This is a genomic window from Pseudomonas fragi, from assembly GCF_002269505.1.
GTDB lineage: Bacteria > Pseudomonadota > Gammaproteobacteria > Pseudomonadales > Pseudomonadaceae > Aquipseudomonas > Aquipseudomonas fragi_D.
In genome coordinates this window covers 52,437-67,596 of the sequence record NZ_NQKQ01000028.1, presented here as the reverse complement: position 1 = coordinate 67,596, position 15,160 = coordinate 52,437, and the positions used below count along the sequence as shown (strand labels likewise).

The 15,160-nt window shown below is 54.5% G+C and carries 11 protein-coding genes and 4 tRNA genes; all 15 read left to right on the top strand.

Going from position 1 to position 15,160, the window contains the following annotated elements; all coding sequences use genetic code 11:
• The first annotated feature begins 216 nt into the window (after nt 1-216).
• The 15 genes from birA (at nt 217) to rpoC (ending at nt 14,999) form a co-directional block, all read left to right on the top strand.
• Nucleotides 217-1,164 (top strand): bifunctional biotin--[acetyl-CoA-carboxylase] ligase/biotin operon repressor BirA, encoded by a 948-nt coding sequence (gene birA / locus CJU81_RS20155; protein ID WP_095037970.1) that lies wholly within the window; start codon nt 217-219, stop codon nt 1,162-1,164.
• Nucleotides 1,154-1,897, top strand: a complete 744-nt coding sequence (locus tag CJU81_RS20150) for a pantothenate kinase (protein ID WP_095037969.1) — start codon at nt 1,154-1,156, stop codon at nt 1,895-1,897. The genes birA and CJU81_RS20150 overlap by 11 nt, the downstream gene beginning before the upstream one ends.
• Nucleotides 1,898-1,904: 7 nt before the next feature.
• Complete coding sequence (locus CJU81_RS20145) at nt 1,905-2,381, top strand: hypothetical protein (protein WP_095037968.1); 477 nt, start codon at nt 1,905-1,907, stop codon at nt 2,379-2,381.
• A 110-nt stretch (nt 2,382-2,491) separates the two neighbouring features.
• Nucleotides 2,492-2,576, top strand: a tRNA-Tyr gene (locus tag CJU81_RS20140).
• Between the two features lie 25 nt (nt 2,577-2,601).
• Nucleotides 2,602-2,675: transfer RNA gene (locus CJU81_RS20135), tRNA-Gly, on the top strand.
• 25 nt (nt 2,676-2,700) lie between these two features.
• Nucleotides 2,701-2,776, top strand: a tRNA-Thr gene (locus CJU81_RS20130).
• 245 nt (nt 2,777-3,021) lie between these two features.
• Nucleotides 3,022-3,097 (top strand) — tRNA-Trp (locus tag CJU81_RS20125).
• A 46-nt stretch (nt 3,098-3,143) separates the two neighbouring features.
• A complete protein-coding gene (secE, locus tag CJU81_RS20120; protein ID WP_016779165.1) occupies nt 3,144-3,512 on the top strand; it encodes a preprotein translocase subunit SecE in 369 nt (122 codons plus the stop codon).
• Between the two features lie 9 nt (nt 3,513-3,521).
• Entirely contained in the window at nt 3,522-4,055 is a 534-nt protein-coding gene (nusG, locus tag CJU81_RS20115) for a transcription termination/antitermination protein NusG (protein ID WP_003444397.1), read from the top strand.
• Between the two features lie 116 nt (nt 4,056-4,171).
• Complete coding sequence (gene rplK / locus CJU81_RS20110) at nt 4,172-4,603, top strand: 50S ribosomal protein L11 (RefSeq protein ID WP_008008888.1); 432 nt, start codon at nt 4,172-4,174, stop codon at nt 4,601-4,603.
• The gene (gene rplA / locus CJU81_RS20105; RefSeq protein WP_016779167.1) at nt 4,603-5,298 is read left to right on the top strand and encodes a 50S ribosomal protein L1; all 696 of its coding nucleotides are present in this window, start codon (nt 4,603-4,605) and stop codon (nt 5,296-5,298) included. The genes rplK and rplA overlap by 1 nt, the downstream gene beginning before the upstream one ends.
• Before the next feature lie 197 nt (nt 5,299-5,495).
• Nucleotides 5,496-5,996 carry a 50S ribosomal protein L10 gene (gene rplJ / locus CJU81_RS20100; protein ID WP_016779168.1) on the top strand — a complete coding sequence of 167 codons (501 nt, stop codon included), beginning with the start codon at nt 5,496-5,498 and terminating at the stop codon, nt 5,994-5,996.
• Between the two features lie 80 nt (nt 5,997-6,076).
• Entirely contained in the window at nt 6,077-6,442 is a 366-nt protein-coding gene (gene rplL / locus CJU81_RS20095) for a 50S ribosomal protein L7/L12 (RefSeq protein ID WP_095037967.1), read from the top strand.
• Nucleotides 6,443-6,661: 219 nt separating this feature from the next.
• A complete protein-coding gene (gene rpoB / locus CJU81_RS20090; protein ID WP_095037966.1) occupies nt 6,662-10,735 on the top strand; it encodes a DNA-directed RNA polymerase subunit beta in 4,074 nt (1,357 codons plus the stop codon).
• A gap of 64 nt (nt 10,736-10,799) precedes the next feature.
• Complete coding sequence (rpoC, locus tag CJU81_RS20085; protein WP_095037965.1) at nt 10,800-14,999, top strand: DNA-directed RNA polymerase subunit beta'; 4,200 nt, start codon at nt 10,800-10,802, stop codon at nt 14,997-14,999.
• Nucleotides 15,000-15,160: the final 161 nt, after the last annotated feature.

The following is a 15,160-nucleotide window of genomic DNA, read 5'->3' as shown; positions in this document are numbered from 1 at the left end:
CCATGTGAGAGTAGGTCATCGTCAAGATTAAATTCCAAACCCCCTGTCTGCTAACGCAGACAGGGGGTTTGTTTTTGTGGGCAGAAATTGTTTGGGCGATCGCCCTTATTTGTTAACGTCATTGAGTGCGCGTTCTGGCTTGTGGTGACTCGGGGTTTCTATGCAATGGCTCCGCTCATGGCTATTATGCGTGCCTCATTGTGAGGCGATACTTGCATGCTGACGTTGTTGAAACTCCTCAAAGATGGTCGATTCCATTCAGGGCAAGCGCTTGGCGCTGCACTTGGCGTTAGTCGCAGTGCAGTGTGGAAGCAGCTACAGCATTTGGAATCGGATCTGAACCTGTCGATTCATAAAGTTCGTGGTCGTGGCTATCAGTTGGCTGCACCGCTAGAGCTTCTTGAGCAGGAGCAGTTGGATTCCAGTCCATGGCCTGTCTTGATTCATCATTCATTAGACTCCACCAATGCCGAGGCCTTGCGCGCGATTGACAGCGGTGCTGCGGCGCCGTTTGTCGTCACGGCTGAGCGGCAAACTGCTGGGCGTGGTCGCAGAGGGCGTAAATGGGTAAGTCCTTTCGCCGAAAATATCTACTACAGCCTGGTCCTCCGCATGGATGGGGGGATGCGCCAGCTTGAGGGACTTAGCCTTGTGGTGGGCCTGGCAGTATTGAGCGCGCTTCGGGCTGTTGGTCTATCCGACGCTGGCCTCAAATGGCCAAATGACGTGCTTGTGGGCAACAAGAAAATTGCCGGCATCTTGCTTGAGTTAGTCGGGGACCCGGCTGATGTGTGTCATGTCGTTCTGGGTATAGGCATCAACGTCAATATGCGCTTGGCCAGCGAGGTCGATCAGGCCTGGACCTCGGTATTTCTCGAGTCAGGTCGCTTGGTAAACCGCAATACACTGATCTCCAGGCTCAACGATAGCCTGCTTGTGTATCTCAAGCGCCATGCTGCCGAGGGTTTCTCGGCGATACAGGCGGAGTGGGAGCAAAATCATTTGTGGCAGGGTCGTGAAGTATCTCTGATAGCTGGAGTGCACCAGGTGAATGGCACTGTCATGGGTATTGATCAGCAGGGTGCGCTGCGCATGAGTGTCAATGGTGAAGTAAAAGTCTATAGCGGCGGTGAGCTTAGCTTGAGGTTACGCCATGATTCTTGAGATGGACTGTGGTAACAGTTTTATAAAGTGGCGCGCCCTTGATGCTGGAGTGGCTGTAGGCGGGGGGGTGGTCGACTCTGACGCTGCGTTGCTGGCCGCGGTGTTGGCCATTCCGGGGTTAAACATAACCCACTGCCGTCTGGTGAGTGTGCGCAGTGATGATGAGACATCGAGCCTGGTAGCCTCCATTGTGACGACCTTTGGTGTTGCTGCGCAGTGCGCGCAGCCCGCAAGGACTGCTGCAGGTGTCAGTAATGGCTATGAGGAGTTCGCCCGTTTGGGGCTCGATCGCTGGCTCGCAGTGGTGGGCGCTTTTGAATTGGCGAAGAGTGCGTGCCTGGTGCTGGATTTCGGTACGGCGGTAACGGCGGACTTCGTTGCTGCTGACGGTCAGCATCTGGGTGGGTTTATTTGCCCGGGGATGCCCTTGATGCGCGATCAGCTACGAACCCATACGCGGCGTATCAGGTATGACGACCTCTCTGCCGAGCAGGCGTTGCTCCAGCGTACGCCTGGGCGTACGACAGTTGAAGCTGTTGAGCGTGGGTGCTTGTTGATGATGCGGGGTTTTGTATTGACCCAGCTGGAATTGGCGCGTGAGTACTGGGGGGAGGACTTTGAGGTTTTTCTTACAGGGGGTGACGCAAGCCTGGTAAGGGATATGGTTCCAGACGCGCGCTTGGTGCAAGACCTGGTATTTGTCGGTTTGGCGGTAGTTTGTCCCCTTCCTTGAGGTTTCTATGCGTTGGCTGTTTCTGCTGCTGGTTGTTCTGAATGTCTTTTATTACATATGGCATCAGCAAGAGGCGCCGTTGAGGGCCAAAGAAGTTGTTTCCTTGTCTTTGTACAAGGGCAGTCACCAAGGTATACGCCTGCTTAGCGAGGCGCAGCCTGCAGGTGTGGGTGCCGCTGCGGCCGTTGACCAGGCGCAGAGTGGGGAATGCATGTTTCTAGGTAACATGCCTACTGAAGAACTGCTGCACAGCTTGCAGCGCAGGCTGTCTGATATGGATATGCCGTCTGTACAAGTTGAAGGTGAGCAGTCTGAAATACCGGGCTACGCCCTCAGGATCAGCCCGCAAGGCACTGCTGCGGCGAGTGAAATGGTTTTGCAGAACCTTGTTAATGAATTCAATGGCTTAAAATACAAAAAAATGCGCTGCGAGGGCTTGCAGGTATCCGATAGTTTGCATAGAATGGCGCCCGCTCCACAGTGAACGCCAAACAGGCTACTAGGTGTGAAGCGAGTCAAGTTGCTAACTTCCTGATTTAATTGAAGAAAGTGGTTGACATAAGGTTGGAATGATGTAGAATTCTAACCAGCTCAGGAGGGGTTCCCGAGCGGCCAAAGGGATCAGACTGTAAATCTGACGTCTACGACTTCGAAGGTTCGAATCCTTCCCCCTCCACCATATTTAAGCTAGAACAGCAAGATTTGCGGGTGTAGTTTAGTGGTAGAACCTTAGCCTTCCAAGCTAATGATGCGGGTTCGATTCCCGCCACCCGCTCCAGTGTTGCTGTTTTGCAATGTGTTTCGCTCTTGTAGCTCAGTTGGTAGAGCACACCCTTGGTAAGGGTGAGGTCAGCGGTTCAAATCCGCTCAAGAGCTCCATATAACAAGGCAGATATGAAAATATCTGCCTTTGTTTTAACAGGCTTAATAGCTTGTCTGGGGTGTTTGCTGGTGGCTCCGATGTTGGTGCTGCTGCTCCGGTTCGTGATTGCTGTCGTGGGTTGCTTGCATACAGCTTCTTGCAGTGTTGATTGATCTGTTTTTGGGTTGTCGGCAAAAGTAATTGCATTGATGGTTGAAAAGTCTCTCTCGGGTCGGCATAATCGGCGGCTCGATAATGTTTTAGGTCAGTAGCTCAATTGGCAGAGCGACGGTCTCCAAAACCGTAGGTTGGGGGTTCGATTCCCTCCTGACCTGCCAGATTCGCCTCATTGCGTCTGGCTTTCTTTTCACAGGATCCTCTTAGATGACTCCCAAGGCTGAAGTTCAAGGCTCTCGCTTCGATCTCCTCAAGTGGCTTGTAGTGGTTGCTCTTGTGGTGGTTGGCGTTGTTGGGAATCAGTATTATTCTGGTTCGCCGATCCTGTATCGCGTCATTGCACTTCTTGTGATTGCTGCTGTTGCTGCCTATGTGGGCTTGCAGACGGCAAAAGGCAAGTCGTTCGCTGTCCTGGTAAAGGAAGCTCGTACTGAGATTCGTAAAGTCGTATGGCCAACTCGCCAAGAAACTACGCAGACCACGTTGATCGTGGTGGCTGTTGTTCTTGTTATGGCGTTGCTGTTGTGGGGTTTAGATTCCCTGCTCGGCTGGCTCGTTTCCTTGATTGTTGGCTAAGGGTGTCCCGTGGCTAAGCGTTGGTACGTAGTGCATGCTTATTCGGGTTACGAAAAGCATGTTATGCGCTCTCTGATAGAGCGTATTAAGCTGGCAGGCATGGAAGAAGGCTTCGGCGAAATTCTGGTTCCCACTGAAGAAGTGGTTGAAATGCGTAATGGCCAGAAACGCAAAAGCGAGCGCAAGTTCTTCCCTGGTTATGTGCTGGTTCAGATGGACATGAGCGAAGGGACTTGGCACTTGGTCAAGGACACTCCGCGGGTCATGGGCTTCATTGGTGGTACTGCCGATAAACCGGCACCGATCACCGATAAAGAGGCAGAAGCAATTCTGCGTCGCGTAGCTGATGGCAGCGACAAGCCCAAGCCGAAAACACTGTTCGAGCCGGGCGAAGTTGTCCGTGTTACCGACGGTCCGTTTGCCGATTTCAATGGCACGGTCGAAGAAGTTAACTACGAAAAGAGCCGCATTCAAGTGGCAGTGCTCATTTTCGGTCGCTCTACTCCGGTAGAGCTAGAGTTTAGCCAGGTCGAAAAGGTCTAGTTAGACACGAATCCCAACCCCATGGCTTAGGCTGTGGGGTTTTGTCGTCACTGGGATAAACGCGCAAGTAACCGGGGAGCCTCTTTAGGCGATTGAACCCGTAATTGGAGTGCCTCATGGCTAAGAAGATTACCGCTTACATCAAGCTGCAAGTGAAGGCCGCTCAGGCCAACCCAAGCCCACCTGTTGGCCCGGCTCTGGGTCAGCACGGCGTGAACATCATGGAATTCTGCAAAGCTTTCAACGCCCGTACTCAGGGTATTGAGCCAGGCCTGCCGACTCCAGTGATCATCACTGTATACAGCGACCGTAGCTTCACGTTCGAAACCAAGTCGACCCCTGCTTCGGTTCTGCTGAAGAAGGCTGCCGGTCTGACTAGCGGTTCCGCTCGTCCAAACACCGTTAAGGTTGGCACTGTAACTCGTGCACAGCTGGAAGAAATCGCGAAAACCAAAAACGCGGATCTGACTGCAGCTGATATGGAAGCAGCCGTGCGTACTATCGCCGGTTCTGCTCGTAGCATGGGCCTTAACGTGGAGGGTGTGTAATGGCTAAGCTGACCAAGCGTCAAAAGGCAATCGCCGGTAAAATCGAAGCTGGCAAGTCTTACAACTTTGTAGACGCTGCTGCTTTGCTGGCTGAGCTGTCGACTGTAAAATTCAGCGAGTCGTTTGACATCGCCGTTAACCTGGGCGTAGACCCACGTAAATCTGACCAGGTTGTTCGTAGCGCTACTGTGCTGCCACACGGCACTGGCAAGACTGTACGTGTAGCTGTGTTCACTCAGGGTCCAGCTGCTGAAGCTGCTCTGGCTGCCGGCGCTGATCGCGTTGGTATGGACGACCTGGCTGCCGAAATGAAAGGCGGCGACCTGAACTACGACGTAGTTATTGCTTCCCCGGACGCAATGCGTGTTGTTGGTCAGTTGGGTCAGATCCTGGGCCCACGTGGTCTGATGCCTAACCCTAAGGTTGGTACTGTAACTCCAGACGTAGCTACCGCAGTTAAGAACGCGAAGGCTGGTCAGGTTCGTTATCGCACCGACAAAAACGGTATCATCCACACTTCCGTTGGCAAGATCGGCTTCGACGCCGTTCAGCTGAAGGAAAACGTTGAAGCCCTGATCGCTGATCTGAAGCGTATCAAGCCAGCTTCCTCGAAAGGTATTTATGTTAAGCGCGTAACCCTGAGCACCACTATGGGCCCGGGCCTGGTCATCGACCAAGGTTCCCTGGACGCGTAAGACAAAATTGGCGCAGTCAAATGCGCCAATTGAAAGATTGGGGTCCCTGCCTGGCGGGGGCTATCCAAGACCGTAGGCGGCGCAAGCCTTAAACCTCAAGCCTACGCAGATGGTGCTCCCGGTTCCTTACCGAATCAGACACCAAAACGACATCAGGCCTCGGCCAGATGAAACGGTAACAAGCAGGAGTTAAACCCGTGGCAATTAAACTCGAAGACAAGAAGGCCATCGTCGCTGAAGTCAACGAGGCTGCCAAAGTTGCCCTGTCCGCTGTTGTGGCTGATGCCCGCGGTGTGACAGTAGGCGCTATGACCGGACTCCGTAAAGAGGCTCGTGAAGCTGGCGTTTACGTACGTGTTGTACGTAACACCCTGCTCAAGCGCGCTGTTGCTGACACTGAATACAGTGTTCTCAACGACGTGTTCACTGGCCCGACCTTGATTGCTTTCTCGCAAGAACATCCGGGCGCTGCTGCTCGTATCTTCAAAGAGTTCGCAAAAGGTCAGGATAAGTTCGAGATCAAGGCAGCTGCGTTCGAGGGCAAGTTCCTCGCAGCTAATCAGATCGACGTACTGGCAAGTCTGCCGACCCGTGACGAAGCAATTTCTCAGCTGATGAGCGTGATTCAAGGCGCTACCAGCAAATTGGCTCGTACTCTGGCGGCACTTCGCGACCAGAAAGAAGCTGCTGCAGCCTAAGGCTCGGCTACTCCTTTCAGCGTTTATTGTTTATTTCGATGGCCGCGTAGGCTGTCACCCCAATACAGGAATTTATAGTCATGTCTCTGACTAACGACCAAATCATCGAAGCAATCGGCGAAAAATCCGTTCTGGAAATCGTTGAACTGATCAAAGCAATGGAAGAGAAGTTCGGCGTTTCCGCTGCTGCTGCTTCTGCTGGTCCTGCTGCTGCCGCTGCTGTTGTTGAAGAGCAAACTGAATTCAACGTTATGCTGCTGGAAGCTGGCGAGAAGAAAGTTAACGTGATCAAGGCTGTTCGTGAGCTGACTGGTCTGGGCCTGAAAGAAGCCAAGGCAGTTGTAGACAGCGCTCCTAGCGTTGTTCTGGAAGCTGTTGCGAAAGACGCAGCTGACAAAGCCAAGGCAGCCTTGGAAGAAGCAGGCGCTAAAGTCGAGCTGAAGTAAGCATCGACCTTGCGTCTCCAGCCCAAGCGTTAAGCTGAGGCTGATGGCTGGTGGCTCTTGCCACCGGCCTTTTTCCGTTATTGGCAGCCGACTAGGTTGGTGCCTTTAACGTGCTGTAACCACCCTGTGCGGTGGAGCAAACCAAGGGGTTTGCACGATTTTCTGGCTGCTCCCGTCGGGAGGGGCCAAACAAGCAGGTGACCAAGCTGGGGAACGCTGATGGCTTACTCATATACTGAGAAAAAACGTATCCGCAAGGACTTTAGCAAGTTGCCGGACGTCATGGATGTGCCGTACCTTCTGGCAATCCAGCTGGATTCGTATCGTGAATTCTTGCAGGCGGGAGCGACTAAAGATCAGTTCCGCGACGTGGGCCTGCATGCGGCCTTCAAATCCGTTTTCCCGATCATCAGCTACTCCGGCAATGCTGCGCTGGAGTACGTCGGTTATCGTTTGGGCGAGCCGGCATTTGATGTCAAAGAATGCGTGTTGCGTGGCGTAACGTACGCCGTACCTTTGCGGGTAAAAGTTCGTTTGATCATTTTCGACAAAGAATCGTCGAACAAAGCGATCAAGGACATCAAAGAGCAAGAAGTCTACATGGGTGAAATCCCCCTGATGACTGAAAACGGTACCTTCGTAATCAACGGTACCGAGCGTGTAATTGTTTCCCAGCTGCACCGTTCCCCAGGCGTGTTCTTTGACCACGACCGCGGCAAGACGCACAGCTCCGGTAAGCTGCTTTATTCCGCGCGTATCATTCCTTACCGTGGTTCGTGGTTGGACTTCGAGTTCGACCCGAAAGACTGCGTGTTCGTGCGTATTGACCGTCGTCGCAAGCTGCCTGCATCGGTATTGCTGCGTGCGTTGGGTTATACCACTGAGCAAGTGCTGGACGCGTTCTACACCACCAACGTGTTCCACGTTCAGGGTGAGAGCATCAGCCTGGAGCTGGTACCACAGCGTCTGCGCGGTGAAATCGCGGCCATCGATATTACCGATGACAAAGGCAAGGTGATTGTTGAGCAGGGTCGTCGTATCACTGCTCGTCATATCAACCAGCTGGAAAAAGCCGGTATCAAAGAGCTCGTTATGCCTCTGGACTATGTCCTGGGTCGCACAACGGCCAAGGCTATCGTGCATCCGGCAACCGGCGAAATCATTGCTGAGTGCAACACCGAGCTGACCACTGAAATCCTGGCGAAAATTGCCAAGGGCCAGGTTGTTCGCATCGAGACGTTGTACACCAACGATATCGACTGCGGTCCGTTCGTCTCCGACACACTGAAGATCGACTCCACCAGCAACCAATTGGAAGCGCTGGTCGAAATCTATCGCATGATGCGTCCAGGCGAGCCGCCAACCAAAGACGCTGCCGAGACTCTGTTCAACAACCTGTTCTTCAGCCCTGAGCGCTATGACCTGTCTGCGGTCGGCCGGATGAAGTTCAACCGTCGTATCGGTCGTACCGAGATCGAAGGTTCGGGCGTGTTGTGCAAAGAAGACATCGTTGCCGTGCTGAAGACCCTGGTCGACATCCGTAACGGTAAAGGCATCGTCGATGACATCGACCACCTGGGTAACCGTCGTGTTCGCTGTGTAGGCGAAATGGCTGAAAACCAGTTCCGCGTTGGCCTGGTACGTGTTGAGCGTGCGGTCAAAGAGCGTCTGTCGATGGCTGAAAGCGAAGGCCTGATGCCGCAAGACCTGATCAACGCCAAGCCAGTGGCTGCGGCGGTGAAAGAGTTCTTCGGTTCGAGCCAGCTGTCCCAGTTCATGGACCAGAACAACCCGCTGTCCGAGATCACCCACAAGCGCCGTGTTTCTGCACTGGGCCCGGGCGGTCTGACGCGTGAGCGTGCAGGCTTTGAAGTTCGTGACGTACACCCGACTCACTACGGCCGTGTTTGCCCGATTGAGACGCCGGAAGGTCCGAACATTGGTCTGATCAACTCCCTGGCTGCCTATGCGCGCACCAACCAGTACGGCTTCCTTGAGAGCCCGTACCGTGTGGTGAAAGACGCACTGGTGACCGACGAGATCGTTTTCCTGTCCGCCATCGAAGAAGCTGATCACGTGATCGCCCAGGCTTCGGCCACGATGAACGACAAGAAAGTGCTGATCGACGAGCTGGTAGCTGTTCGTCACTTGAATGAATTCACCGTTAAGGCGCCGGAAGACGTCACCTTGATGGACGTTTCGCCGAAGCAGGTTGTTTCGGTTGCAGCGTCGCTGATCCCGTTCCTGGAACACGATGACGCCAACCGTGCGTTGATGGGTTCCAACATGCAGCGTCAAGCTGTACCGACCCTGCGCGCTGACAAGCCGCTGGTAGGTACCGGCATGGAGCGTAACGTAGCCCGTGACTCCGGCGTTTGCGTCGTGGCTCGTCGTGGCGGCGTGATCGACTCTGTTGATGCCAGCCGTATCGTGGTTCGAGTTGCTGATGATGAAGTTGAAACTGGCGAAGCCGGTGTCGACATCTACAACCTGACCAAATACACCCGTTCCAACCAGAACACTTGTATCAACCAGCGTCCGCTGGTCCGCAAGGGTGACCGTGTACAGCGCAGCGACATCATGGCTGACGGCCCGTCCACCGATATGGGTGAGCTGGCGTTGGGTCAGAACATGCGCATCGCGTTCATGGCCTGGAACGGTTACAACTTCGAAGACTCCATCTGCTTGTCGGAACGAGTTGTTCAAGAAGATCGCTTTACCACGATCCACATCCAGGAACTGACCTGTGTGGCTCGTGACACCAAGCTTGGGCCTGAAGAGATCACTGCAGACATCCCGAACGTGGGTGAAGCTGCACTGAACAAACTGGACGAGGCCGGTATCGTTTACGTAGGTGCTGAAGTTGGCGCTGGCGACATTCTGGTAGGTAAGGTCACTCCGAAAGGCGAGACTCAGCTGACTCCGGAAGAGAAGCTGTTGCGTGCAATCTTCGGTGAAAAAGCCAGCGACGTTAAAGACACTTCCCTGCGTGTACCTACCGGTACCAAAGGTACTGTTATCGACGTGCAGGTCTTCACCCGTGACGGCGTTGAGCGTGATGCTCGTGCGCTGTCGATCGAGAAGACCCAGCTGGACGAGATCCGCAAGGATCTGAACGAAGAGTTCCGTATCGTTGAAGGCGCTACCTTCGAACGTCTGCGCTCTGCTCTGGTTGGCCGCATTGCCGAAGGTGGTGCCGGTCTGAAGAAAGGTCAGGAAATCACCAATGAAATCCTGGACGGTCTTGAGCATGGTCAGTGGTTCAAACTGCGCATGGCTGAAGATGCTCTGAACGAGCAGCTTGAAAAAGCTCAGGCCTACATCATCGATCGCCGTCGTCTGCTGGACGACAAGTTCGAAGACAAGAAGCGCAAACTGCAGCAGGGCGATGACCTGGCTCCAGGCGTGCTGAAAATCGTCAAGGTTTACCTGGCAATCCGCCGTCGCATCCAGCCGGGTGACAAGATGGCCGGTCGTCACGGTAACAAAGGTGTGGTCTCTGTGATCATGCCGGTTGAAGACATGCCGTACGATGCCAATGGCACCCCGGTTGATGTGGTCCTCAACCCGTTGGGCGTACCTTCGCGTATGAACGTTGGTCAGATTCTCGAAACTCACCTGGGCCTCGCGGCCAAAGGTCTGGGCGAGAAGATCAACCTCATGATTGAAGAACAACGCAAGGTTGCTGACCTGCGCAAGTTCCTGCATGAGATCTACAACGAAATTGGCGGTCGTCAAGAAAGCCTGGATGACTTCTCCGATCAGGAAATCCTGGATCTGGCGAAGAACCTTCGCGGCGGTGTGCCAATGGCAACTCCGGTGTTCGACGGTGCCAAGGAAAGCGAAATCAAGGCAATGCTTCGTTTGGCAGACCTGCCAGACAGTGGCCAGATGGAGCTGACCGACGGTCGTACCGGCAACAAGTTCGAGCGTCCGGTTACCGTTGGCTACATGTACATGCTGAAGCTGAACCACTTGGTAGACGACAAGATGCACGCTCGTTCTACCGGTTCTTACAGCCTGGTTACCCAGCAGCCGCTGGGTGGTAAGGCGCAGTTCGGTGGTCAGCGTTTCGGGGAGATGGAGGTCTGGGCGCTGGAAGCCTACGGCGCGGCATACACTCTGCAAGAAATGCTCACAGTGAAGTCGGACGATGTGAACGGTCGTACCAAGATGTACAAAAACATCGTGGACGGCGATCACCGTATGGAGCCGGGCATGCCCGAGTCCTTCAACGTGTTGATCAAAGAAATTCGTTCCCTCGGCATCGATATCGATCTGGAAACCGAATAACACGTGACGCGAATCGAGAGCGGGGCTGTATGGCCCGCTCTCTGCTCCGCCAGGAGGAAAGGCCTTGAAAGACCTACTGAATTTGCTGAAAAACCAGGGTCAAGTCGAAGAGTTCGACGCCATCCGTATTGGATTGGCATCGCCTGAGATGATCCGTTCGTGGTCGTTCGGTGAAGTTAAAAAACCGGAAACCATCAACTACCGTACGTTCAAGCCTGAGCGTGACGGCCTGTTCTGCGCCAAAATCTTTGGCCCGGTTAAGGATTACGAGTGCCTGTGCGGTAAGTACAAGCGCTTGAAGCACCGCGGTGTGATCTGTGAGAAGTGTGGCGTTGAAGTCGCACTGGCCAAGGTCCGTCGCGAGCGTATGGCTCACATCGAACTGGCATCGCCGGTTGCTCACATCTGGTTCCTGAAATCGCTGCCGTCCCGTATCGGTTTGCTGATGGACATGACCCTGCGTGATATCGAACGCGTTCTCTACTTCGAGAGCTATGTCGTTATCGATCCGGGTATGACCACTCTGGAAAAAGGTCAGCTGCTGAACGATGAGCAGTACTTCGAAGCGCTGGAAGAGTTCGGCGACGACTTTGATGCCCGCATGGGTGCTGAAGCTGTCCGTGAACTGCTTCACGCTATCGATCTGGAACACGAGATTGGCCGTCTGCGCGAAGAAATTCCGCAAACCAACTCCGAAACCAAGATCAAAAAACTGTCCAAGCGCCTGAAGTTGATGGAAGCCTTCCTGGGCTCCGGCAACCTTCCTGAGTGGATGGTGCTGACCGTTCTGCCGGTTCTGCCGCCAGATCTGCGTCCTCTGGTACCGTTGGATGGCGGTCGTTTCGCGACTTCCGACCTCAACGACCTGTACCGTCGAGTGATCAACCGTAACAACCGCTTGAAGCGCCTGCTTGATCTGTCCGCTCCGGACATCATCGTGCGCAACGAAAAGCGTATGTTGCAGGAAGCTGTCGATGCCTTGCTCGACAACGGCCGTCGTGGTCGCGCTATCACCGGTTCTAACAAGCGTCCTCTGAAATCCCTGGCTGACATGATCAAGGGTAAGCAGGGTCGTTTCCGTCAGAACTTGCTCGGTAAGCGTGTTGACTACTCGGGTCGTTCGGTAATTACCGTAGGTCCGACCTTGCGTCTGCACCAGTGCGGTCTGCCGAAGAAGATGGCTCTCGAGCTGTTCAAACCGTTCATTTTCGGCAAGCTGGAAATGCGTGGTCTCGCTACCACCATCAAAGCTGCCAAGAAGATGGTTGAGCGCGAGCTGCCGGAAGTTTGGGACGTTCTCGCTGAAGTTATCCGCGAACACCCGGTGCTTCTCAACCGTGCACCGACCCTTCACCGTCTGGGTATCCAGGCGTTTGAACCGGTACTGATCGAAGGTAAGGCTATCCAGCTGCACCCTCTGGTCTGTGCTGCGTACAACGCCGACTTCGACGGCGACCAAATGGCCGTGCACGTACCGCTGACACTGGAAGCCCAGTTGGAAGCGCGTGCGTTGATGATGTCGACCAACAACATTCTGTCGCCAGCCAACGGTGAGCCAATCATCGTACCGTCGCAGGACGTTGTACTGGGTCTGTACTACATGACTCGTGAAGCGATCAACGCCAAAGGCGAAGGTCGTGTATTCGCTGACTTGCAAGAAGTTGACCGTGTATTCCGTGCTGGCGAAGCCGCACTGCATGCCAAGGTCAAGGTTCGCATCAGCGAAACCGTCAACGACCGTGATGGCGGCAGCGTGAGCAACACCCGTATCGTCGACACCACCGTCGGCCGTGCGCTGTTGTTCCAGGTTGTGCCAAAAGGTCTGTCGTACGACGTCGTCAACTTGCCGATGAAGAAAAAAGCGATCTCCAAGCTGATCAACCAGTGCTACCGCGTGGTTGGTTTGAAAGAGACCGTGATCTTCGCTGACCAGCTGATGTACACAGGTTTTGCTTACTCGACCATTTCCGGCGTTTCCATCGGTGTTAACGACTTCGTTATCCCGGATGAAAAAGCCCGCATCATCGCGTCTGCAACCGATGAAGTGAAAGAGATCGAAAGTCAGTACGCCTCCGGCCTGGTAACCCAGGGCGAGAAGTACAACAAAGTAATCGACCTTTGGTCGAAAGCTAACGATGAAGTTTCCAAGGCGATGATGTCCAACCTCTCGAAAGAGAAGGTAATCGACCGCCACGGCAACGAAGTCGAGCAAGAATCGTTCAACTCGATGTACATGATGGCCGACTCCGGCGCACGGGGTTCTGCTGCGCAGATCCGTCAGCTGGCCGGTATGCGTGGTCTGATGGCCAAGCCGGACGGTTCCATCATCGAAACGCCGATTACTGCGAACTTCCGTGAAGGTTTGAGCGTACTTCAGTACTTCATCTCGACTCACGGTGCTCGTAAGGGTCTGGCGGATACCGCCTTGAAGACAGCTAACTCTGGTTATCTGACTCGTCGTCTGGTAGACGTGGCGCAAGATCTGGTTGTGACTGAAGTCGACTGCGGCACCGAACACGGTCTGCTGATGACTCCGCACATCGAAGGCGGCGACGTAGTTGAGCCATTGGGTGAGCGCGTACTGGGTCGAGTTATCGCCCGTGACGTATTCAAGCCGGGCACCGAGGAAGTTATCGTTCCTGCCGGCACTCTGGTTGACGAGAAGTGGGTTGAATTCATCGAGCTGAACAGCATCGACGAAGTGATCGTACGCTCGCCAATCAGCTGCGAAACCCGTTTCGGTATCTGCGCCAAGTGCTACGGCCGTGATCTGGCTCGTGGTCACCAGGTGAACATCGGTGAAGCTGTCGGCGTAATCGCTGCACAGTCGATCGGTGAGCCGGGTACACAGCTGACCATGCGTACGTTCCACATCGGTGGTGCGGCAAGCCGGACCTCCGCTGCTGACAGCGTTCAGGTGAAGAATGGCGGTACAGTCCGTCTGCACAACCTGAAGCACGTTGAACGAGTGGATGGCTGCCTGGTAGCTGTATCCCGTTCCGGTGAGCTGGCCATCGCTGATGACTTCGGTCGTGAGCGTGAGCGCTACAAGCTGCCGTACGGCGCCGTGATTTCGGTTAAAGAAGGTGACAAGGTTGACGCTGGCTCGATCGTAGCCAAGTGGGATCCTCACACTCACCCAATCGTTACCGAAATGAAAGGTACCGTGACCTACGTGGGCATGGAAGAAGGCATCACGATCAAGCGTCAGACTGACGAATTGACCGGTATGACCAACATTGAAGTACTTGACGCCAAAGACCGTCCAGCTGCCGGCAAGGACATCCGTCCAGCCGTGAAGATGGTAGGTGTGGACGGCAAGGATCTGCTGTTGCCAGGTACCGACGTACCGGCTCAGTACTTCCTGCCAGCCAACGCCCTGGTCGGTGTAGCGGATGGTGCGGAAATCGCGATCGGTGACGTTATCGCTCGTATTCCGCAAGAGACTTCGAAAACTCGAGACATCACCGGTGGTCTGCCACGGGTTGCTGACTTGTTCGAAGCCCGTCGTCCGAAAGAAGCCTCGATTTTGGCTGAAGTCAGCGGCACCATCGCGTTCGGTAAAGAAACCAAAGGCAAGCGCCGTCTGGTTATCACTCCGAACGACGGTACTGATCCGTACGAAGAGCTGATTCCAAAGTGGCGTCACCTGAACGTCTTCGAAGGCGAGCAAGTGAACCGCGGTGAAGTTATCTCCGACGGTCCAAGCGATCCACACGACATCCTGCGTCTGCTGGGTGTGAGTGCGCTGGCCAAGTACATCGTTAACGAGATCCAGGACGTTTACCGTCTGCAAGGCGTAAAAATCAACGATAAGCACATCGAGACCATTTTGCGTCAGATGTTGCGTAAAGTTGAGATTGCCGAGTCTGGTGATTCCACCTTCATCAAGGGCGACCAGATGGAGTTGACCCAGGTGTTGACCGAGAACGAACGTTTGGGTGGCGAAGATAAATTCGTATCCAAGTTCACTCGCGTTCTGCTGGGTATCACCAAGGCGTCGTTGTCGACTGAATCGTTCATCTCCGCGGCCTCTTTCCAAGAGACCACCCGCGTACTGACCGAAGCAGCGGTAACCGGCAAGCGCGATTATCTGCGCGGCCTGAAAGAAAACGTTGTCGTGGGTCGTCTGATCCCGGCAGGTACCGGTTTGGCATACCACAGCGAGCGCAAGCGCCGCCGTGAGGCTGACAAGCCGTTGCGCGTAAGCGCCAGTGAAGTGGAAGCTGCACTGACCGAAGCGCTGAACTCGAGCGGTAACTGAGTTCTGCGGTAGATGAAGGGTGGGCCCCGGCAGTTCCGTTCATCGAATCGAGACATTTTGTCTGGGTTTGATGGGTAGGAAGGTCGGGGCCTTGCCTTGACTGGGGGCAAGATCCTCTTTAGACTCTTGTACCCCTAAATTTGGCGGGAATTCGTTCCTGC

Bases quoted from the DNA above. Each gene is read 5' to 3' on its own strand.
- birA (WP_095037970.1), top strand. From the start codon at position 217: ATGCTGACGTTGTTGAAACTCCTCAAAGATGGTCGATTCCATTCAGGG.
- CJU81_RS20150 (WP_095037969.1), top strand. From the start codon at position 1,154: ATGATTCTTGAGATGGACTGTGGTAACAGTTTTATAAAGTGGCGCGCC.
- CJU81_RS20145 (WP_095037968.1), top strand. From the start codon at position 1,905: ATGCGTTGGCTGTTTCTGCTGCTGGTTGTTCTGAATGTCTTTTATTAC.
- secE (WP_016779165.1), top strand. From the start codon at position 3,144: ATGACTCCCAAGGCTGAAGTTCAAGGCTCTCGCTTCGATCTCCTCAAG.
- rplK (WP_008008888.1), top strand. From the start codon at position 4,172: ATGGCTAAGAAGATTACCGCTTACATCAAGCTGCAAGTGAAGGCCGCT.
- rplA (WP_016779167.1), top strand. From the start codon at position 4,603: ATGGCTAAGCTGACCAAGCGTCAAAAGGCAATCGCCGGTAAAATCGAA.
- rplL (WP_095037967.1), top strand. From the start codon at position 6,077: ATGTCTCTGACTAACGACCAAATCATCGAAGCAATCGGCGAAAAATCC.
- rpoB (WP_095037966.1), top strand. From the start codon at position 6,662: ATGGCTTACTCATATACTGAGAAAAAACGTATCCGCAAGGACTTTAGC.